The sequence below is a fragment of the Paenibacillus taichungensis genome, from assembly GCF_050994985.1.
GTDB classification, from domain to species: Bacteria; Bacillota; Bacilli; order Paenibacillales; family Paenibacillaceae; genus Paenibacillus; species Paenibacillus taichungensis.
Window position 1 is genome coordinate 5,722,384 of sequence record NZ_CP194720.1, and the last position, 19,502, is coordinate 5,741,885.

Genomic DNA, 19,502 nt, shown 5'->3' on the forward strand with positions numbered 1-19,502 from the left:
GCAAGCGGATTCAGCTGTAATGCAAAAACCTGTCCTGAAGCCTCAGGACAGGCGAATAACTTCGATGTTATCTCCTGTACGGATGACGCCTTCACGCTCAACTGAGCAGACGATTCCGCGTTTTTTGCGGGCGGCTGGCACGAACTTTTTGCGCAAGCCATCCTGTTCGTAGAATTGCTCAATGATTTTCCCTGGGTGCACACAAGGCAGATTCTCCCCTTCACAGATCAGCCCCGTTCCATCCGGGAACAGAAGTCGCGTCCCGACAGGAAGCTCCGTCAATTTTTCAACACCACGGACCAATAGGTTGGCGCCGAGCCACTCCGGGCGTACTTCCGGAATATTCATCTTCTGTGCTATGAGAGCACATTCCTCTTCTGAGACAATACTGATTTGCCTGCGATTTGCAATCGGCGTTCCCCCTTTGTATATTTTCTGGCGGGAGTCCGCCGGGCGCAACAGACCGTAATGCCGATCACTCGGAATTCCAGCAAGTTCAATATCGATAAAAGGTACGACTCGTGTAACAAACGTTGATGGATCATCCGCCAGCAGGACGAATTGAACGGTTCCCACACCCACGCAAATCCCCCTTTTCCATGAGTAAGTTCACTTCTTTATTGTTCATTATTACCCAATGAATGGATTTTCGACAATCAGCTTATGTTTATCTTTGTACTTAATCCGCGGGCGTCATTATAAAAGAGAATCATGAATTCATTAATAATTCACACAATTAATTTGTGTAAAATTAAATTTTTACTTTCAGTTCGGATGGCAAACATTTATACTGATTAGGACAAGTAAATAAATGACATATAAGAAAGCAAGGTGTTTCTTTTGATTAGTATCATTTTCGTGGCTATTGTAGCCATTGAGCACTTCTACATCATGGTGATGGAGATGTTCCTGTGGACCCGTCCACGCACGATGAAGACGTTCGGTCTTACCCCTGAACTAGCGGAATCCACCAAGTCCCTGGCAGCCAATCAAGGTCTGTACAATGGATTTTTGGCCGCTGGTTTGATCTGGGGACTCGTTTATCCGGATACATCCGTCGGACAGCACATTCAGATCTTCTTCCTGGCATGTGTCATTATCGCCGCCCTCTACGGAGGTGTAACCGCTACTCGGTCCATCATTATCAAACAAGGGCTGCCTGCGATCATTGCATTACTTCTCGTTCTTTTCCTCTGATCACCTGATGGCCATTACCATACCGGGATTCATTAAAAGCTCCAATGTGGTAAGGTATGGTTATAAAGGCATCGGATTATGCCTGATCACTGTGACTGGTCTGGAAAGGAGAACGTTTCATGGGACTGTTTGACAAGCTTCGACGCCGCAAAAAGGAACACCCGACCGCAGGTGGAGCCGTACATACTGCTCCATATAGCGAAACCATCGTTGGATTTGTTTTGCTAGAGCACGAAGATTGTAATTTTGATCACTTCATTAGCACGATGAAAAACGAGTGGAATATTGAGATTGAGGAACGTCCGGAGGAAGGCAATCTTTTTTTCGAAGTGGATGGAATGCAAGTGGTGTGTGCGCACATTAATGCCCCTGTCCCTGATCGCGAAGTAGAGGAAAATGCTAAATTAAATGTGCTATGGCGGGACGCGGTACAAGTCACTTCAAGACATCAATCTCAGATTATTGTCTCTGTACTGAATGCAACTGACGCCATTCAGGCACATATTCTGTTCACCCAAACAGCGAGCGCCTTGCTCCAGCTTGACCATGCGTTGGCTATATATATGGCGCCACTTGTGGTGGAAGCAGGTCAGTACGTGGACATTAGTCGTGGAATCAAGGATGGTGAGCTGCCCGTCTCCCTCTGGATTTTCATCGGACTATTCCAAAGCTCTGAAGGCACATCAGCCTATACTTATGGGTTATGCAACTTCGGGAAAGAGGAGATGGAAATCACTCAATCCACAAAGCCATTAAGTGAAGTATTTGAAATGATGTATATGACTGCGACTTATGTTGTTGAAAAAGATGTAACCCTGCATGACGGGGAGACGCTCGGCTTCTCTGCAGAACAAAAGCTGCCCATCAACCGCTCGGAGGGAATAGCCACAGAGGGTAGCAGTTTGAAGATTGGTTTTTAGGCATCGTTAAGAGCCGTCAAGACTCCTCTTTTCTGTTTGTGAGCACAAAGGGAATACGGTGCGATTAATATGAAGTCATATCATAAGGCGTTTCCCAGCATATGTGGGGAACGCCTTTTTGTTTTTCAAATCTTCATATGAACGCGATCACCATACTTGCAGTAAGGTCATGGGTTCATCGCACACACCATCGTTACAGATGTGCCACACATGCCCTGTTCGACGAATCCGAAACGCCGATAAAGCCGAATTGCTTCGTTATCGGGATCAACACTGAGCGAAACGGCGTCAATACCCCGCTTTCGAGCCTCTTCTAATGCCGCCTGAATGAGACGGGTGCCTATTCCTTTGCCACGCGCTGTCTCAACCACAGCCATGCCCATCTCGGGTGTAGCCGCATTTACATAACCATATCCCGCATTCTGATCATTAAAAAACCGCAACGTCACCGATCCCATACGCTTGCCTTGAGAATCCACGGCGATAAATCCGAAATCTCCCTCTCTCCCCCAGCCTTCAACGTACTTGGACATGCCGGGGCTATGGATGATATCAGGTTCAAAAGGCTCTTCCCCCTCCCGCTCGAAGATGGATGCATACAACATCTCCCACAGAAAAGGGATATCCTGCTCTTCAATCGGACGCAATTGATACTCCGTCATTTCTTCCCCTCCTTCAAATTAGTAAATAGGCGTTCCACTTCACTTAAATTAAAATCATTGGTAATTTCATAATTTTCAAGCTTGTCTCTCGTTTTGTATCCGCTATAGATAGAGACGGCATGTTCATTATAAAACGTAATTCCAAAGCCTTCTGTAAATCGATCTTCTTTCTTCGTCAAAAGCTGCCAGTCATAGTAATATGGGGTCCCCTTGGATCGCTCGGAGATATCTATTTGCTTTACTCTTCTTAATTCGATATCCTTCGCAAGCTTCAACATCTTTCTAATCTCTTGGGGATCTTTAATAGTCACTTCTTCTTGATCGTATGGATCGGTGGTCGGTATTTTTTTGATAATCAGAATGTCCAGTGTATCCAGCATACTCATATGATCCGTGACTTCAGCTCGAAAGGTGGTATGTTGTCTCGAAATGTACATTGGTATCGTAATAGCTGCAATCACGAGTACAACGACCACACCAAGAATCGTTTTGGTTCTTTTTTTCATTGAGATCTCCTTTCAACGTTGGATAAATCAGGAAATTAAAGATTCCATTATAAGTATACCATCTCATCCAAATATTGTTCTAGATCATTAAAATAACCCACTAAATACAAGTACTTTATAAAGAAAAACCTCTTCATAATCCTTCAATTTTAAATATTATAAATTGCTAACTAACTTGATAAATATCTATATTATCTTTTTGAAAAAAATGTCGATATACTACATAAGCTTTCGGCTTTGCCTATACTAGCAGGGACATCAAAGGGGGAGAATTGGATGAAACTTAAACCGAAATTAATGATGATGTTTCTGGCCGCTGTACTGATTACGGCGATTCCACTGGCAACACTAGGCTTATACCAAACAGAGAAACAAGCCACTCGTAATGTTGATTCCAAATTAACTGGATTAATGTCCTCGGCGGCCAACGAACTGAATGGCTGGATCAGCAGCAATGCCAAAGTTGTGGAAACACTGGGGTTTGTGATTCAGGAAGGAATTCCGGCTGGACAACTGAACGAAGATTATTTTGACATCATGAAGCTGGGCAGTAACAAAGAGAGTCTTTCGGATCTTTACTATGGTTCAGAACAAGATGGTCATTTCATGAATGGTTCGGACTGGACACCTGATGCCGGGTATGATCCACGTCAGCGTCCTTGGTACCAGGAAGCGAAGCAGGCTGATCAACTGGTATTCTCTGATCCCTATCTGGATATGATGTCGAAGCAATACGCGGTGTCCATGGCGATGCCGGTCCTGAATAAAGAGGGACAGCTACAAGGCGTAGTAGCAGGGGATTTGCTGCTCTCTACCCTTACGGATACGGTGGAAAAAATCAATTTGGACGGGCTAGGTTATACATTTTTAATCGATAAAAAAGGAATGCTTCTTGCTCACCCTGACGAGAAACAGGTGAATACGTCGGCCTCTGAAAATGCTGAATTAAAACCACTACTGGCCGATATGCAGGCAAACCCGTCAGGAGAGAAGAATTTTAAATACAATGGTGAGAATTATCTACTGTTCTACAATCAGATCCCCAGCACGGGCTGGGTGGTCGGTTCAGTTATTTCCGAGAAATTAGCCTATTCAGAATACTATGAACTACGAAATAACTACATTCTGATTATCGCTGTTACGCTAATCGTTGTTATGGCGGCAGCATACTGGATTGCAACACTATTCATCAAACCACTGAAAAGCTTGGGGGCAACCTCCAGACTGATGTCGAGTGGTGACTTTACCGGTCAGGTGCAGATCAAAGGAAAAGATGAGTTCGCAGAGTTAGGTACGTCATTCAATCAGATGTCCGCTCAACTCAGTCTGCTGCTGAAACAGGTCGCCTCCTCCGCTAACCGGGTGCAAAGCATCTCGGGCGAAATGGAAGAACATACGGACAATACCAAACGTATTGCCGAACAGATCTCCATCGCCACAGATGAACTCGCGCAAGGGTCAAGCAAACAGGCGGAATCGGTCTACGACGGTTCCAGTCGACTGTCCGAGATGAGTAATAGTGTTGGCGGCATTAACCGTAGTGTTGAACAATCAGTAACCATGATGCGTGAAGCAGGGGAAGCGATGCTTGCCGGATTGCAAGCCGTGGATCAACAGGTGGAACTTGCGGACGGCAATCGGATTTCCATTGATCGGGTGGGTGAGTCGATCACGCTTTTGGCGGATAAGTCGCAGAAAATTGAGGATATTGTCGGCATGATTCGGGGCATCGCCTCCCAGACTAATCTGCTCGCCCTGAATGCTTCCATTGAAGCGGCCAGAGCGGGTGAACACGGACGAGGCTTCGCTGTCGTTGCCGAAGAAGTGCGGAAACTAGCAGAACAGTCTTCGGACTCGGCACAGGATATCATTATCCTGCTGGATGAGATTCAAGCGGCAAGTCGTCAAAGCGTGAGTGAAGTAACTTCGGCTGAACAAGGTATTGAGCAGCAGGTAGCTGCTGTGCATGAGATGCGCGAGTCGTTTACCCGAATCAAACAATCCCTTGACGGCATCGACAGCCAGCTTCAGTTGGTATCCTCTGCTACGACCGAGTTGGATGATAGCTCTGGTAAGATTGCCGAAGTGATCTCCAGTGTTGCAGCCATGTCGGAACAGAGCGCGGCTTCTACAGAAGAGGTTGCTTCCTCCACACAGGAACAGTTCAATTACATTACAAGCATCTCGGAACGTTCCAATGAACTGGCGCAGCATGCCAACACGCTGTACGAGGAAGTGAAGAAGTTCAAGATTTAACGCAACAAGCCGCGTTCACCTTAGGTGCACGCGGCTTGTTTTATGTGGACGACGTATATGTTTCAGGACCGGGCTGTAGTCTTAAGATTGATCTGATACCTTTCCTGTTGAGTCTCTAATGACCAATTCAGGCTTCAGGACAATTTTTTGCGGTGAATTTTCTTCATTTTTTAGCTCATCAATTAATAAATCAACGGCACGACGCCCCAGATCCTCAATAGGTTGGGCAACCGTCGTCAGAGGCGGACTGGTTACCGAAGCCAGAATCGTATTATCGAATCCGATAATTGATACCTCTTCAGGCACACGCAGGCCTAGTTCTTTGGCAGCTTGAAGCGCACCAATGGCCTGCATGTCGTTACAGCAGAAGATGCCTGTGGCTCGATTCTTATCTGTGAGCAGCACGAGCGCCTCTTTTTTGGCTGAACCCAGATCGGCAGATGACTCTTTCACCTGATCGGCTTTAAGAGAATAACCCGCCTTCTCCAATGCTTCACGAAATCCGCGTACACGTTCCTGACTGCTGCTGACTTTGAACGATTCGGACAGCACCGCTACATGAGTATGACCCAAATCAAGCAGATGCTGTGCTGCCAAGGCGCCCCCAAGCCTGTCATCGATAGCAACGGTATGTACCGACAACGACGGCATATGACGGGCAATTAGAGCAACAGGTATCGACTGTTGCAGGAGCGGAGATAGAATCTCGGCATTATCGATACCTGTTCCGATCATCATGCCGTCGACCCTTTTTTGCTGAAGCAGATTCAAATACCGCTCTACCCGCTCGTCCTTATTGTCTGTGCTGCAAATCACGACGCTATAACCCAACTGCCGACTGCGATCTTCTACCGCTCTGGCCAGCTCGGCAAAATACGGATTAGAGATATCGGGCACGAGCAGCCCGAGCGTGTATGTCTGCTTACCCGTAAGTGCAGCAGCAATAGCGCTCGGCTGGTAGTGAAGCCGCTCCATGATCTCCATAATCTCGGCGCGCCGCTTCTCGCTAATTTTACCTTTGCCGTTAATGACCTGTGAGACGGTTGCAATGGATACCCCCGCCTCGCGTGCTATATCATATATGGTTGCTTTCATTGTTATTTCCCCATTTGTGCTATATATAAATTCCTTATATATAGGTAATCGTTATCTTCTCATTATGCAGGGGGAAGTCCGCATACGCAACTTGAAGCCGATACTACTTTTTATTCATTAGCCAATCATGGTCCGGATCGTTATGAAACTTCCAGGTCCGGGTTGGTCCTGCCATCACATTCAGATAGTAGACCTCGTATCCCGGAGGAGCACCCACCGGATGGTATCCACATGGAACAAGCACAACTTCGCCGTTGTTCACTGCAAGCGTCTCATCTACAGCTCGATCATCTGTGTATATCCGTTGGATGGCAAACCCCTGCTCAGGCTGCACTCGGAAATAGTATGTCTCCTCCAGCAATGACTCGTCAGGCAGGGCGTCCCGGTCATGTTTATGCGGCGGATAGCTCGACCAATGTCCATCAGGCGTGAACACTTCAACGACGAGCAGACTGTCTGCTTCTTTTTGTTCCGGCAAAATGTTGTGAATCTGTCGTTCCAGGTTGCCGTAACCACGCGTCTCAACACCTACATCTTCCGGGGCAATCAGACGAGCTGGATACGTGCCTTTACCTGGTGCCGCACATATGGCAATCTCCAATGCGGTAAGAGCGGTGAACTCCACTCGATCTGAACTGGATACGTAAATCGAATACGGAGGAATTTTCTCAAAAACACTCATTCTTTTCCCGATTTTCTCCCACGTATATTCACGAGTACTTACATTCGCCAAGCCGCTAAGAAGCACAAGGCAGAGTTCCTGATCTCCACTCTCACGAGTTAGGGTCTGTCCCTCCGCAAGCTGTACCACCTGAAACCCAACGTATTGCCATCCCGCAGACTCTGGTGTGACCGTCAACAACGTTCCGTCTGCTTTCGGATTCAACACAGGTTTTACTATACGTTCTGACATGCTTTCTTCCACTCCTTCCGGTATATTATGAAAATGGTCTTACGGGGCAACCGTCTGGGATTCCACCGATATCCCCGGGACTTCACGCAGCTTCACAGGTCTGCCTTGTTCCATGGACATGCGTGCGGCGAGTGCGATGCGTTCTGCCTGAACGGCATCATTCCCGTTTACGATGACAGGTGTATCGTTCCGAATCGCGTCGATGAAAAGAGCAGTCTCCTGCACGTACGCTTCGTTGTATCTCTCCAGAAAAAAGTGCAGGGGCTTGTCGCGCATCAATCCATTTGCTGTACTAATTTCTGCCGTATTCGGATGATCGTTCGCAGCTGTTGCGCTGCCCAATGAGCCAAATACCTCGACTCGCTGATCGTATCCATATACCGCTTGGCGGCTGTTATCTATGACGCCGATTGCTCCATTTTCAAAACTCAACGTCACAATAGCCGTATCCACATCGCTGTGTTCCGCAAAAACAGGATGAATTAGCACATTGCCCTGGGCATAGACTTCCTCCACCTCACTCCCGGACAAATACCGGGCCATGTCGAAATCATGGATCATCATATCCATGAAGATTCCGCCAGACACCCTAATGTACTCCGCTGGCGGCAGACTCGGGTCACGAGAAGTGATTTTGATAATATGCGGATCACCAATCGTTCCCTCCTGCACATGTGCACGTACCCGTTTGAAGTTATGATCGAAGCGACGATTGAATCCGATTTGCAGCTTTACTCCAGCCTTCTGCACGGCTGCAACAGCTGCCTGAGTCTGATGAAGATCCATACTGACCGGCTTCTCGCAAAAAATGTGTTTGCCCGCCTGGGCTGCCTGTTCAATCAGTGGTACATGCGTATCTGTTGAGGAACAGATCAGCACTGCATCCACATTTGGCATGGCGATCAGCTGGCTGCTATCTGTCGTTACCACCGGGATGCCACGGCTGGAAGCCCACTCCTCCAGCTCGGGTCCTGCAAACAAATCACTGATGCCAACAATCTCGGCATGCGGGTTGCGCAGGAGATTGTCCGCATGAATTTTACCGATACGACCAGCGCCGATAATGCCAATTCTCACTTTATCCTTGCCCATTCCGTTATCCTCCCTGTATGTGTCCATGTGGACTCAACGTTCTTCCAGTGGCTGGTATGCCCTGAGTGACTACCAGCGTGCAGTAACCATCTTTTTGCGAGTATAAAATTCAACGCCGTCTGTACCGTTGGCATGCAGATCACCGTAGAAGGATTTCTTCCAGCCGGAAAAAGGGAAGAATGCCATTGGCGCAGGTACGCCCAGGTTAATGCCCAGCATGCCTGCATCAATCGTTTCACGGAATTGGCGCATGCTTGCTCCACCGCGGGTGAACAGGCAAGCTCCGTTGGCAAAGTCGGAACGGTTGGCCAATTCCACTGCTTCCTCCAGCGTAGCTACCCTCGCTACCGAGAGCACCGGTGCAAAAATCTCGTCCTTCCAGATCTTCATAGTGCTCTGCACCTCATCAAATACCGTCGGACCAACGAAATAACCAGACTTACCTGTCGCTTCATCTTTGCGACCATCCCGGATCAGAGCAGCGCCTTCCTGTTCTCCGGATTCAATGTAACTAAGTGTACGTTCCTTATGTGGACCACGAATGACAGGACCCAAGAACACCCCTTCATCCATGCCGTTACCAATCGTGATACGATCTGCTGCTTCCACCAGCTTTTGCACCAGCGTGTCTGCAACATCGCCGACTGCGACAACAACCGAGCAGGCCATACAGCGTTCTCCGGCTGAGCCGAAGGCTGCACTGGTGATTTCTTTCACTGTCAGGTCGAGATCGGCGTCCGGCATAACGATCGAGTGATTTTTGGCACCAGCAAGCGCCTGTACCCGTTTGCCATGTGCGGATGCGGTAGTGTAAACATATTCAGCCACAGGCTGTGATCCGACAAAAGAGATGGCTTGAACATCCTTGTGTTCAAGCAGTCCATTCACGACGTCATGTGCACCGTGAACGATATTGAGCACGCCGTCCGGGAGCCCTGCTTCCTTGAACAGCTCAGCCAGACGGCCTGCCAGCAGCGGTGTGCGCTCGGACGGTTTCAGGACAAAGGTGTTGCCGCACGCAATCGCCAGCGGGAACATCCAGCACGGTACCATCATCGGGAAGTTGAAGGGGGTTATTCCCCCAATTACACCGATCGGATACCGATACATGCCTGACTCCAGCCCAGTGGCGATGTCGGGCAGCTGTTTGCCCATCATCAGGTTCGGGGCGCCTGCCGCGAATTCGACGCATTCGATGCCACGCTGCACTTCGCCGTAGGCTTCCGCGTAGCTTTTACCGTTCTCCAGCGTAACCAGCCGGGCAAGTTCTTCCCAGTGCTCCACCAGCAGCTGCTGGTAGCGGAACAGAATCCGTGCACGGCGGGGAACCGGTGTGCCACTCCAGGACGGGAACGCCTCCCGTGCCGTCTGGACGGCCAAATCCACATCCGCCTGTTCAGACAGCGGTACGTGTGCAATGACCTCTTCCGTAGCCGGATTTACGACCGGCTCCGTACGGGTTGCCGCCGGGGTCACCCAGGCACCCCCGATCCAGTTTTGAACCATTGTCGCCGTTACTGACGCTTCCGAAATTCCTTTTCCCATAGCCCTGTCTCCCTTCGCTTATATGTGCGTTGCGTCGAATCACTCCATGTACTCCAAGTACTTCAACACGCTTCAAGACACCGTAATTTCGCCCCGATTGCAGCGTTCGATATAGTCATTCACTTGTTCCACCGTTGGCATCGCATCCGAGCAGCTGTGGCTGGAGATAACGATACATGCTGCCGCACTGCCAAACGCCATGCTGCGTTCAATCGTCCATCCCTGCATCAACCCATACAGGAATCCCGCCGCGTAGGAATCACCTGCTCCAAACGTCTTCACCACACGCGCAGGGTAGCTGTCCGCTTGATGAGATAGCCCTTCACCTGTATAGGCAATAGAGCCTTCCTTGCCATGTTTGATGACGACAATTTTAGCTGAGAAATCAAACCATTTTTGCGCGGTCACCTGATCGCTATGGTCTGGATTATGGTCAAACGTCTCCATCATGTCGAACTCTTCACGTGTGCCCAGGATGATATCGCATTTCTCGGCAGCGAGGTTATAATAGACCGCCGTCTCTTCGGCTGATGTCCATGTGTAAGGACGATAGTCCAGATCAAACACAATGATTGTGCCATGCTTTTTCGCATACGCCAGCGCCTGGAATACCGCTTCACGAGATGGACTCTGGGCGAGGGCTGTGCCTGAAATGAGCAAAACTTTGGAGTCGGCAATCAGCTGTTCCTGCACCTCTCTCGACTGCAATAGCAGATCAGCCACGTGGTCACGGTACATTAGAATGCTGCAATCGGTTGGACTTTTGATCTCGGTAAAAGCAAGTCCTGTCACCGCTCCGGTATCGTCCGTTACCACATTTGACGTATCGATCCCGTTCCGCTCCAGATAATTGTTGATGAACCTGCCCATCTGGTCATTCGCGATTTTGCCGATAAATGCCGTTTCCATACCGAGCCTGGACATGCCAATCGTGATATTAGCCGGAGATCCGCCCACATACTTCGTAAAGGTCATCGTCTCTTCCATCGGGCGATTGATCTCATTGGCATTCAAGTCGATGCACAGACGGCCAATCGCGGTGAAATCCATCTTCCTGGAATCAGGAAAGGATACGTAAGTCATTGTATTTGAACCCCTTTCTGTGATGGGATTTTGAATGATACATTTATCAAACTCACACTTATAATCTGGTTTACCTCATGGTACGGCTCTCTCCTGATGGCCATGACTTTATCAGCTGTGCTGGTATAAGGACTCCATATATTGCAACGATCGCCGCGCATACTCATACGGATTATGAATCGCAGGGTCCTGTTCCCCTTCAAGCATCGCCCAGCCATCATACCCCCGTGTGACCAACTCCTGCAGAATCGGTGCAAAATCAATACATCCATCTCCGGGAACCGTAAATACCCCTTTACGAATACAGCCCACAAAATCAGACTGTTCCGCCCGTGCTTCCTCCAGCACTTGAGGACGAATATCCTTTAGATGAATATAGGCAATCCTGTCATAATGCTTGCGTAGGAGAGCTAACGGGTCAGCTCCACCGTAGTAAGCATGACCTGTGTCATAGAGCAAATAAACAAGAGATGGGTCTGTCAGTTCCATCAATTTATTAATCTCATCCGGTTGCTCAACAACGGTACCTCCATGGTGATGGTACGTCAGCTTCAACCCGTGCTCACGGGCGATGGCACCTGCTTCGTTCAGCCCCTCAGCAAAGATGTGCCATTCCGATTCACGGAGTCTTTGCACTTCTTTTTCATGCGGTGTCCGCCTTGGATCAAAATGCAGGGAGCCACCTACTTCCGCCGTGCTAATCACCGTGCTGCCCATCGATTGCAGAAACTCCGCGTGTCTGCGATAGCTGTCCAGCTCAGACTGACGATACGCCAGGTCGGAGAACAATACCGATTTCCACTGGGAGACGAGGCGTATATTGCGCTTGCCCAACTCCTCCCGCAATGTGTCTGGATCCGTAGGATATTTGCGTCCCATTTCCGTACCTGTCAGGCCAAGTCGCTGAATGTCATCCAGAATCTGTTCACATGTTGTTGCATCACCATGCTCCTTTACATCCTCTCCGACCCAGTTGATCGGATGAATTCCGAGCTGAAATGGCAGCTTGTTCATGGCTCCACGTCTCCTTTTGTGGTTCAACATTTTTGCATCATTCGATTTAACGCGCGCATTCCTATATATCATGCTGATTGAAAGTTACTCTTTGGATTGATGATATGCTCAATTAAATGAGTCTAGCTTTGGCACGGTTTGCCTGCATCGCGTGGTGAGCCGTTACCACCTTTTCCTCGTTGGATACTTCTGGTACGCCCACATTCCACCAGGACTCGTATCCGCCTGCATTGGTTCCGGGCACGACTGGAATTTCGATCAGTGTAGTCACGGTCTCATTCCGGGCATCTCTGATCGCCTGCTCCAATTGTTCCGTCGTCTCTGCCTTATAGGCTTTGGCTCCAAGGCTGCGGGCATGGGCTGCAAAATCCATAGGCATGTAATCCCCGGTCAGTCGTCCGCTCTCCGATTCCCGATAGCGGAACTCGTTGCCGAAACCGTCACTTCCATGCTCCCGTTGCAAATTATGAATACACTGAAATCCGTTGTTGTTGAATAGTAAAATGGTTATCTTCTTCTGTTCCTGCAAGCTCGTCACCAGTTCAGAATGCAGCATTAGGTAACTACCGTCACCCACCATGGCATACACTTCACGATCCGGTTCGGCAAGAGCTGCCCCGAATGCCCCGCTCACCTCATAGCCCATACAGGAGAAACCGTACTCCATGTGGTATGTTTTCGGTGCAGACGCGCGCCACAGACGGTGCAAGTCTCCAGGCAAACTTCCCGCCGCACACACAATGACGGAAGAAGGATCAATGGTCCGATTAATAACACCGACCGCACTCGTCTGCGCGAGTCCTGCCTCATGTAGCAGTCCGTAGAGTCGATCTACCTCGGCGTTCCACTCATCCCGAAGGTCGGCGATTTCAGATGTTCCGTAACCACTGTGATACTGCCGTCCCTGTAAAGCCGTTTGCAGAGCTTGCAGACCTTCCCTTGCATCAGCTAGAATCGCTTCCCCACCCAATTTGGCGGCATCCATGCCGTTCAGGTTAATATTGATGAAAGCCGCTTCGGGATGCTGAAAAGCAGACCGGGACGCCGTCGTAAAATCCGAGAAACGGGTGCCGACGCCGATTACCACTTCCGCTTCTCTAGCAAGCCTGTTGGCAGCCAGCGAGCCGGTAACACCGATGGCTCCCACATTAAGTGGGTGGTCCCATGCCAAGGCACTCTTGCCAGCCTGCGTCTCGGCAACCGGAATGCCAAATGCCTCGGCGAATTCAGCCAGCTGTGTGGATGCCTCGGCATACAACACGCCGCCGCCTGCTACGATCAGCGGCTTCCTGCCACGGGCAATCTGCTGCGCTGCCCGTTCAATTGCCGCCTGGACCGGGGGACGACGGTCCAGGTAATGCACCTTGCGGGCAAAGAACGATTCAGGGTAATCGTACGCCTCTGCCTGCACATCCTGCGGCAGTGCCAGCGTTACCGCGCCCGTTTCCGCTGGGTCCATCAGCACGCGCATCGCCTGTGTGGCAGCAATCATCAACTGTTCGGGACGCACGATGCGATCCCAGTATTTGCTGACCGCTTTGAACGGATCAGTGGCTGAAATCGTATAATCGCCGCTTACCTCCAGTTGTTGCAGCACGGGATCTGGTTCACGCGTGGCAAAGTTATCACCCGGAAGCAGTAAAACGGGAATACGATTGACCGTTGCCGTTGCCGCTGCGGTAATCATGTTCAGTGCTCCTGGTCCGATGGATGTTGTGCAGGCATAAATCTGTCTACGGTTCTTCTGCTTGGCATAGGCTGCTGCAGTATGTACCATGCCTTGTTCATTTTTACCCTGCATATACGTCAAACTTCCAGAACTACGTTCCAGTGCCTCTCCAATACCAGTTACGTTGCCGTGACCGAAAATGCCAATAACGCCTTTCACAAACTTGGTTTCCACCCCATCAACGGAAATATATTGCTGATCCAGATATCGGAGCAGAGCCTGAGCCATCGTCAGTCTAATGGTTGTCATGGAATGATCATCTCCCTTCCCTTTACGGGTTAAGCGCTTAATCTACGTTAAGTTTAAGCGCCTTACCCCTATAGGTTAAGCGCTTAATTGATATAGTATTACAGGCTGAAGGATTAGGCAAGATATTTTTGTAAGCGTTTTACAAAATGGCAAATAAACATAGCTTTATCACTGTGGGTGTTGTGTATTATCCTACTGTTCATAAGCTATGATCCGATAAGTTACTAACATTGAACTATGTATTCGAAATCTGATGGAAACGTAAAAAAATACAAAAAAAAGAGATGGCAGAAACCATCTCTTTTTTGCATTTCTATAAAGCGGGTGATGGGAATCGAACCCACGCTATTAGCTTGGAAGGCTAAAGTTCTACCATTGAACTACACCCGCATGTAAAAATCGGGATGACACGATTTGAACATGCGACCCCCTGGTCCCAAACCAGGTGCTCTACCAAGCTGAGCTACATCCCGTTATCTATACCGGCGAGAGGACTCGAACCTCCACGGTTTCCCACTCGATTTTGAGTCGAGCGCGTCTGCCATTCCGCCACGCCGGCATATGAAGTTATAAATGGCGCGCCCTGAGAGATTCGAACTCCCGGCCTTTTGATTCGTAGTCAAACGCTCTATCCAGCTGAGCTAAGGGCGCAAAATATTGGAGCGGAAGACGGGAATCGAACCCGCGACCCTCGCCTTGGCAAGGCGATGCTCTACCGCTGAGCCACTTCCGCATATAAGGGATGCGCGTGGAGGGACTTGAACCCCCACGTCAAAGACGCTAGATCCTAAGTCTAGTGCGTCTGCCAATTCCGCCACACGCGCATATAATGGTGAGTCATGAAGGGCTCGAACCTTCGACACCCTGATTAAAAGTCAGGTGCTCTACCAACTGAGCTAATGACTCGAAAAACTGGTGGAGGATGATGGATTCGAACCACCGAACCCGTACGGGAGCAGATTTACAGTCTGATGCGTTTGGCCGCTTCGCTAATCCTCCAGGATTACATGGTGCCGGCGAGAGGACTTGAACCCCCAACCTACTGATTACAAGTCAGTTGCTCTACCAGTTGAGCTACACCGGCATATTAAGTTGTGATAAATGGTGGCTCGGGACGGAATCGAACCGCCGACACGAGGATTTTCAGTCCTCTGCTCTACCGACTGAGCTACCGAGCCTTAATGAAGTTTAACCTTGGAACGTTACACTTTATCTAGGGCGTTCGGTGCCATATAGCAGATTAAGTGTGAACAAATTCCTCATATAAAGATTAAAATGGCGGAACCGACGGGATTCGAACCCGCGATCTCCTGCGTGACAGGCAGGCATGTTAGGCCAACTACACCACGGTTCCAGATCACTTTCTTCAGAGAAAGTATAATTGCGGGGGCAGGATTTGAACCTGCGGCCTTCGGGTTATGAGCCCGACGAGCTACCGGGCTGCTCCACCCCGCGTCGTTATTAAAAGTTATATGGTGGAGGCTGAGGGGATCGAACCCCCGACCCTCTGCTTGTAAGGCAGATGCTCTCCCAGCTGAGCTAAGCCTCCATATATATGACCCGTAGGGGATACTCTAACTTCGCTTGAGACGGCGAAGCCATTGCTAACGAGGCTTATCCTCCGACGAACCTTTGGGATTCTCATCCCTTTTTTAAGCTAATAAATATAGCAATGACCCGTAGGGGATTCGAACCCCTGTTACCTCCGTGAAAGGGAGGTGTCTTAACCCCTTGACCAACGGGCCTTAATGGCTCCCCGAACAGGACTCGAACCTGTGACAACTCGATTAACAGTCGAGTGCTCTACCAACTGAGCTATCAGGGAATGGTGGAGCCAAGCGGGATCGAACCGCTGACCTCCTGCTTGCAAGGCAGGCGCTCTCCCAGCTGAGCTATGGCCCCATACACTTTAGTCTATCTGGTATTACTATGGGCCCTGGTGGACTCGAACCACCGGCCTCACCCTTATCAGAGGTGCGCTCTAACCAACTGAGCTAAGGGCCCGTATGAAAAATCGAAAAAAAATACCCCAATGGGGTTTCGCTTGGCGGCGTCCTACTCTCCCAGGACCCTGCGGTCCAAGTACCATCGGCGCTAGAGGGCTTAACGGTCGTGTTCGGGATGGGTACGTGTGGAACCCCTCCGCCATCGCCACCAAACGCATAGCTTAGCTTACATCTCAGAGTTTATTCTCTGAAAACTAGATCCGAAACGAAATGTGCGATTTACAACTTGCATATTGGATAAGCCCTCGACCGATTAGTACTGGTCAGCTCCATGCATTGCTGCACTTCCACCCCCAGCCTATCTACCTCGTCGTCTTCAAGGGGTCTTACATACTGGGAAATCTCATCTTGAGGGGGGCTTCACGCTTAGATGCTTTCAGCGCTTATCCCTTCCGTACATAGCTACCCAGCGGTGCTCCTGGCGGAACAACTGGTACACCAGCGGTACGTCCATCCCGGTCCTCTCGTACTAAGGACAGCTCCTCTCAAATTTCCTACGCCCACGACAGATAGGGACCGAACTGTCTCACGACGTTCTGAACCCAGCTCGCGTACCGCTTTAATGGGCGAACAGCCCAACCCTTGGGACCTACTTCAGCCCCAGGATGCGATGAGCCGACATCGAGGTGCCAAACCTCCCCGTCGATGTGGACTCTTGGGGGAGATAAGCCTGTTATCCCCAGGGTAGCTTTTATCCGTTGAGCGATGGCCCTTCCATGCGGTACCACCGGATCACTAAGCCCGACTTTCGTCCCTGCTCGACTTGTAGGTCTCGCAGTCAAGCTCCCTTATGCCTTTGCACTCTTCGAATGATTTCCAACCATTCTGAGGGAACCTTTGGGCGCCTCCGTTACTCTTTAGGAGGCGACCGCCCCAGTCAAACTGCCCACCTGACACTGTCCCCGCACCGGATTACGGTACCAGGTTAGAACCTAGATACGATCAGGGTGGTATCCCAACGGTGCCTCCACACAAGCTGGCGCTCATGCTTCAAAGGCTCCCACCTATCCTGTACAGATCGTACCCAAATTCAATATCAAGCTGCAGTAAAGCTCCATGGGGTCTTTCCGTCTTGTCGCGGGTAACCTGCATCTTCACAGGTATTAAAATTTCACCGGATCTCTCGTTGAGACAGCGCCCAAGTCGTTACGCCATTCGTGCGGGTCAGAATTTACCTGACAAGGAATTTCGCTACCTTAGGACCGTTATAGTTACGGCCGCCGTTTACTGGGGCTTCGGTTCACAGCTTCGGATTGCTCCTAACCGCTCCCCTTAACCTTCCAGCACCGGGCAGGCGTCAGCCCGTATACTTCGCCTTACGGCTTCGCACAGACCTGTGTTTTTGCTAAACAGTCGCTTGGGCCTTTTCACTGCGGCCCCCTCGTGCTATTCACACTACCGGGGCACCCCTTCTCCCGAAGTTACGGGGTCATTTTGCCGAGTTCCTTAACGAGAGTTCTTCCGCGCGCCTTAGAATTCTCTTCTCGCCTACCTGTGTCGGTTTGCGGTACGGGCACCATCACCTGGCTAGAGGCTTTTCTTGGCAGTGTGAGATCATGACCTTCGCTACTATAATTTTCGCTCCCCATTACAGCCCAGCCTTAATGATGTGCGGATTTGCCTACACATCAGCCTCACTGCTTAGACGGACATCCATCAGTCCGCGTCACTACCCTGCTGCGTCCCCCCATTGCTCATAACGGCTTACGGTGGTACAGGAATTTCGACCTGTTGTCCTTCGACTACGCCTTTCGGCCTCGCCTTAGGTCCCGACTTACCCTGAGCGGACGAGCCTTCCTCAGGAACCCTTAGGCTTTCGGCGGATCAGATTCTCACTGATCTTTTCGTTACTCATACCGGCATTCTCACTTGTATAATGTCCAGCGCTCCTTACGGTACACCTTCAACCCTTATACAACGCTCCCCTACCCCTGATGCAAAGCATCAAGCCATAGCTTCGGTGGTGTGTTTAGCCCCGTTACATTTTCGGCGCAGAGTCACTCGACCAGTGAGCTATTACGCACTCTTTCAATGGTGGCTGCTTCTAAGCCAACATCCTGGTTGTCTGTGCAACTCCACATCCTTTCCCACTTAACACACACTTGGGGACCTTAGCTGATGGTCTGGGCTGTTTCCCTTTTGACAATGGATCTTAGCACTCACTGTCTGACTCCCGGAAGTAAGTCTATGGCATTCGGAGTTTGACTGAGCTTGGTAACCCTTGCGGGCCCCGCACCCAATCAGTGCTCTACCTCCACGACTCTGTTTTCCGAGGCTAGCCCTAAAGCTATTTCGGGGAGAACCAGCTATCTCCGAGTTCGATTGGAATTTCTCCGCTACCCCCACCTCATCCCCGCACTTTTCAACGTGCGTGGGTTCGGGCCTCCAGTGCGTGTTACCGCACCTTCACCCTGGACAGGGGTAGATCACCCGGTTTCGGGTCTACGTCCACGTACTACATCGCCCTATTCAGACTCGCTTTCGCTGCGGCTCCGGCTCTTCACCTTAACCTTGCACGGGAACGTAACTCGCCGGTTCATTCTACAAAAGGCACGCCATCACCCCTAAAACGGGCTCTGACTTTTTGTAAGCACACGGTTTCAGGTTCTATTTCACTCCCCTTCCGGGGTGCTTTTCACCTTTCCCTCACGGTACTGCTTCACTATCGGTCGCTAGGAAGTATTTAGCCTTGGCAGATGGTCCTGCCGGATTCATACGGGGTTTCACGTGCCCCGCACTACTCGGGATACATCTCGGAGAGAGCCAACTTTCAACTACAGGGCTTTTACCTTCTTTGGCGGGCCTTTCCAGACCTCTTCGTTTAACCGGCTCCTTTGTAACTCCATGTGAGATGTCCCACAACCCCAAAGAGCAAGCTCTCTGGTTTGGGCTTCTCCGCGTTCGCTCGCCGCTACTGACGGAATCACTATTGTTTTCTCTTCCTCAAGGTACTTAGATGTTTCAGTTCCCCTGGTATGCCTCTACATAACCTATGTATTCAGTTATGAGTAACTGGAAATTACCCCAGCTGGGTTTCCCCATTCGGACACCCCCGGATCAAAGCTTGCTTACAGCTCCCCGAGGCAGTTTCGTTGTTCGCCACGTCCTTCATCGGCTCCTAGCGCCTAGGCATCCTCCGTGTGCTCTTAGTAGCTTAACCAATTGCTCAGATGAGCAAATGCAATCTACCGTTTTTATTGAAACTTGTTTACACAAGTTCAGCTTAAAAAGGAAT

At 50.1% G+C, this 19,502-nt stretch carries 13 protein-coding genes, 17 tRNA genes and 2 rRNA genes; 3 read left to right on the forward strand and 29 right to left on the reverse strand.

Annotation, left to right across the window (positions count from 1 at the left end; genetic code table 11):
* Positions 1–42: 42 nt before the first annotated feature.
* A complete protein-coding gene (locus ACR1R9_RS25840) occupies positions 43–576 on the reverse strand; it encodes an MOSC domain-containing protein (RefSeq protein ID WP_326067406.1) in 534 nt (177 codons plus the stop codon).
* A gap of 255 nt (positions 577–831) precedes the next feature.
* On the opposite strand from ACR1R9_RS25840, the gene ACR1R9_RS25845 reads away from it, so the two are divergent.
* Together ACR1R9_RS25845 and ACR1R9_RS25850 are read left to right on the forward strand one after the other, a co-directional pair.
* The gene (locus tag ACR1R9_RS25845) at positions 832–1,197 is read left to right on the forward strand and encodes a DUF1304 domain-containing protein (RefSeq protein ID WP_099859365.1); all 366 of its coding nucleotides are present in this window, start codon (positions 832–834) and stop codon (positions 1,195–1,197) included.
* 119 nt (positions 1,198–1,316) lie between these two features.
* Positions 1,317–2,117 carry a DUF4261 domain-containing protein gene (locus ACR1R9_RS25850; RefSeq protein WP_433922359.1) on the forward strand — a complete coding sequence of 267 codons (801 nt, stop codon included), beginning with the start codon at positions 1,317–1,319 and terminating at the stop codon, positions 2,115–2,117.
* Positions 2,118–2,284: 167 nt separating this feature from the next.
* On the opposite strand, the gene ACR1R9_RS25855 is transcribed toward ACR1R9_RS25850, so the two are convergent.
* Positions 2,285–2,779: an N-acetyltransferase family protein gene (locus ACR1R9_RS25855; protein ID WP_433922358.1), complete on the reverse strand. Its 495-nt coding sequence runs from the start codon at positions 2,777–2,779 to the stop codon at positions 2,285–2,287.
* Positions 2,776–3,285 (reverse strand): hypothetical protein, encoded by a 510-nt coding sequence (locus ACR1R9_RS25860; protein ID WP_433922357.1) that lies wholly within the window; start codon positions 3,283–3,285, stop codon positions 2,776–2,778. Before ACR1R9_RS25860 ends, ACR1R9_RS25855 begins: the two co-directional genes overlap by 4 nt.
* Positions 3,286–3,561: 276 nt before the next feature.
* Here ACR1R9_RS25860 and ACR1R9_RS25865 point away from each other — a divergent pair, with 276 nt between their 5' ends.
* Positions 3,562–5,541, forward strand: a complete 1,980-nt coding sequence (locus tag ACR1R9_RS25865; protein WP_433922356.1) for a methyl-accepting chemotaxis protein — start codon at positions 3,562–3,564, stop codon at positions 5,539–5,541.
* 81 nt (positions 5,542–5,622) lie between these two features.
* Here the strand turns inward: ACR1R9_RS25865 and ACR1R9_RS25870 are convergent, their stop codons facing one another.
* The 26 genes from ACR1R9_RS25870 to ACR1R9_RS25995 all read right to left on the reverse strand — a co-directional run bounded on the left by ACR1R9_RS25870 (position 5,623) and on the right by ACR1R9_RS25995 (position 19,427).
* Positions 5,623–6,636 (reverse strand): LacI family DNA-binding transcriptional regulator, encoded by a 1,014-nt coding sequence (locus tag ACR1R9_RS25870; RefSeq protein WP_433922355.1) that lies wholly within the window; start codon positions 6,634–6,636, stop codon positions 5,623–5,625.
* A gap of 103 nt (positions 6,637–6,739) precedes the next feature.
* Positions 6,740–7,549: a 5-deoxy-glucuronate isomerase gene (gene iolB, locus ACR1R9_RS25875; RefSeq protein WP_099859371.1), complete on the reverse strand. Its 810-nt coding sequence runs from the start codon at positions 7,547–7,549 to the stop codon at positions 6,740–6,742.
* A 39-nt stretch (positions 7,550–7,588) separates the two neighbouring features.
* A complete protein-coding gene (gene iolG, locus ACR1R9_RS25880; protein WP_433922354.1) occupies positions 7,589–8,641 on the reverse strand; it encodes an inositol 2-dehydrogenase in 1,053 nt (350 codons plus the stop codon).
* A gap of 69 nt (positions 8,642–8,710) precedes the next feature.
* Positions 8,711–10,186 carry a CoA-acylating methylmalonate-semialdehyde dehydrogenase gene (locus tag ACR1R9_RS25885; protein WP_433922353.1) on the reverse strand — a complete coding sequence of 492 codons (1,476 nt, stop codon included), beginning with the start codon at positions 10,184–10,186 and terminating at the stop codon, positions 8,711–8,713.
* A 72-nt stretch (positions 10,187–10,258) separates the two neighbouring features.
* On the reverse strand, positions 10,259–11,269 hold the full coding sequence (iolC, locus tag ACR1R9_RS25890) for a 5-dehydro-2-deoxygluconokinase (protein WP_175380619.1): 1,011 nt from the start codon (positions 11,267–11,269) through the stop codon (positions 10,259–10,261).
* 111 nt (positions 11,270–11,380) lie between these two features.
* Complete coding sequence (gene iolE / locus ACR1R9_RS25895) at positions 11,381–12,283, reverse strand: myo-inosose-2 dehydratase (protein WP_433922352.1); 903 nt, start codon at positions 12,281–12,283, stop codon at positions 11,381–11,383.
* Between the two features lie 112 nt (positions 12,284–12,395).
* Complete coding sequence (gene iolD, locus ACR1R9_RS25900) at positions 12,396–14,261, reverse strand: 3D-(3,5/4)-trihydroxycyclohexane-1,2-dione acylhydrolase (decyclizing) (protein WP_433922351.1); 1,866 nt, start codon at positions 14,259–14,261, stop codon at positions 12,396–12,398.
* Positions 14,262–14,580: 319 nt separating this feature from the next.
* Positions 14,581–14,651 (reverse strand) — tRNA-Gly (locus ACR1R9_RS25905).
* A 9-nt stretch (positions 14,652–14,660) separates the two neighbouring features.
* A tRNA-Pro gene (locus ACR1R9_RS25910) sits at positions 14,661–14,734 on the reverse strand.
* 7 nt (positions 14,735–14,741) lie between these two features.
* Positions 14,742–14,820, reverse strand: a tRNA-Leu gene (locus tag ACR1R9_RS25915).
* A gap of 15 nt (positions 14,821–14,835) precedes the next feature.
* Positions 14,836–14,912 (reverse strand) — tRNA-Arg (locus ACR1R9_RS25920).
* Positions 14,913–14,919: 7 nt separating this feature from the next.
* A tRNA-Gly gene (locus tag ACR1R9_RS25925) sits at positions 14,920–14,994 on the reverse strand.
* 10 nt (positions 14,995–15,004) lie between these two features.
* Positions 15,005–15,085: transfer RNA gene (locus ACR1R9_RS25930), tRNA-Leu, on the reverse strand.
* Between the two features lie 6 nt (positions 15,086–15,091).
* A tRNA-Lys gene (locus ACR1R9_RS25935) sits at positions 15,092–15,167 on the reverse strand.
* A gap of 7 nt (positions 15,168–15,174) precedes the next feature.
* Positions 15,175–15,260 (reverse strand) — tRNA-Tyr (locus ACR1R9_RS25940).
* 9 nt (positions 15,261–15,269) lie between these two features.
* Positions 15,270–15,345, reverse strand: a tRNA-Thr gene (locus ACR1R9_RS25945).
* Positions 15,346–15,363: 18 nt separating this feature from the next.
* Positions 15,364–15,439 (reverse strand) — tRNA-Phe (locus tag ACR1R9_RS25950).
* 98 nt (positions 15,440–15,537) lie between these two features.
* Positions 15,538–15,615: transfer RNA gene (locus tag ACR1R9_RS25955), tRNA-Asp, on the reverse strand.
* A gap of 27 nt (positions 15,616–15,642) precedes the next feature.
* Positions 15,643–15,716, reverse strand: a tRNA-Met gene (locus ACR1R9_RS25960).
* A gap of 18 nt (positions 15,717–15,734) precedes the next feature.
* Positions 15,735–15,810: transfer RNA gene (locus ACR1R9_RS25965), tRNA-Val, on the reverse strand.
* A 124-nt stretch (positions 15,811–15,934) separates the two neighbouring features.
* Positions 15,935–16,006 (reverse strand) — tRNA-Glu (locus ACR1R9_RS25970).
* Positions 16,007–16,010: 4 nt separating this feature from the next.
* Positions 16,011–16,086: transfer RNA gene (locus ACR1R9_RS25975), tRNA-Asn, on the reverse strand.
* Position 16,087: 1 nt separating this feature from the next.
* Positions 16,088–16,163: transfer RNA gene (locus ACR1R9_RS25980), tRNA-Ala, on the reverse strand.
* Positions 16,164–16,191: 28 nt separating this feature from the next.
* Positions 16,192–16,265, reverse strand: a tRNA-Ile gene (locus ACR1R9_RS25985).
* Between the two features lie 38 nt (positions 16,266–16,303).
* A 5S ribosomal RNA gene (rrf, locus tag ACR1R9_RS25990) occupies positions 16,304–16,420 on the reverse strand.
* Positions 16,421–16,500: 80 nt separating this feature from the next.
* Positions 16,501–19,427, reverse strand: a 23S ribosomal RNA gene (locus tag ACR1R9_RS25995).
* Positions 19,428–19,502: the final 75 nt, after the last annotated feature.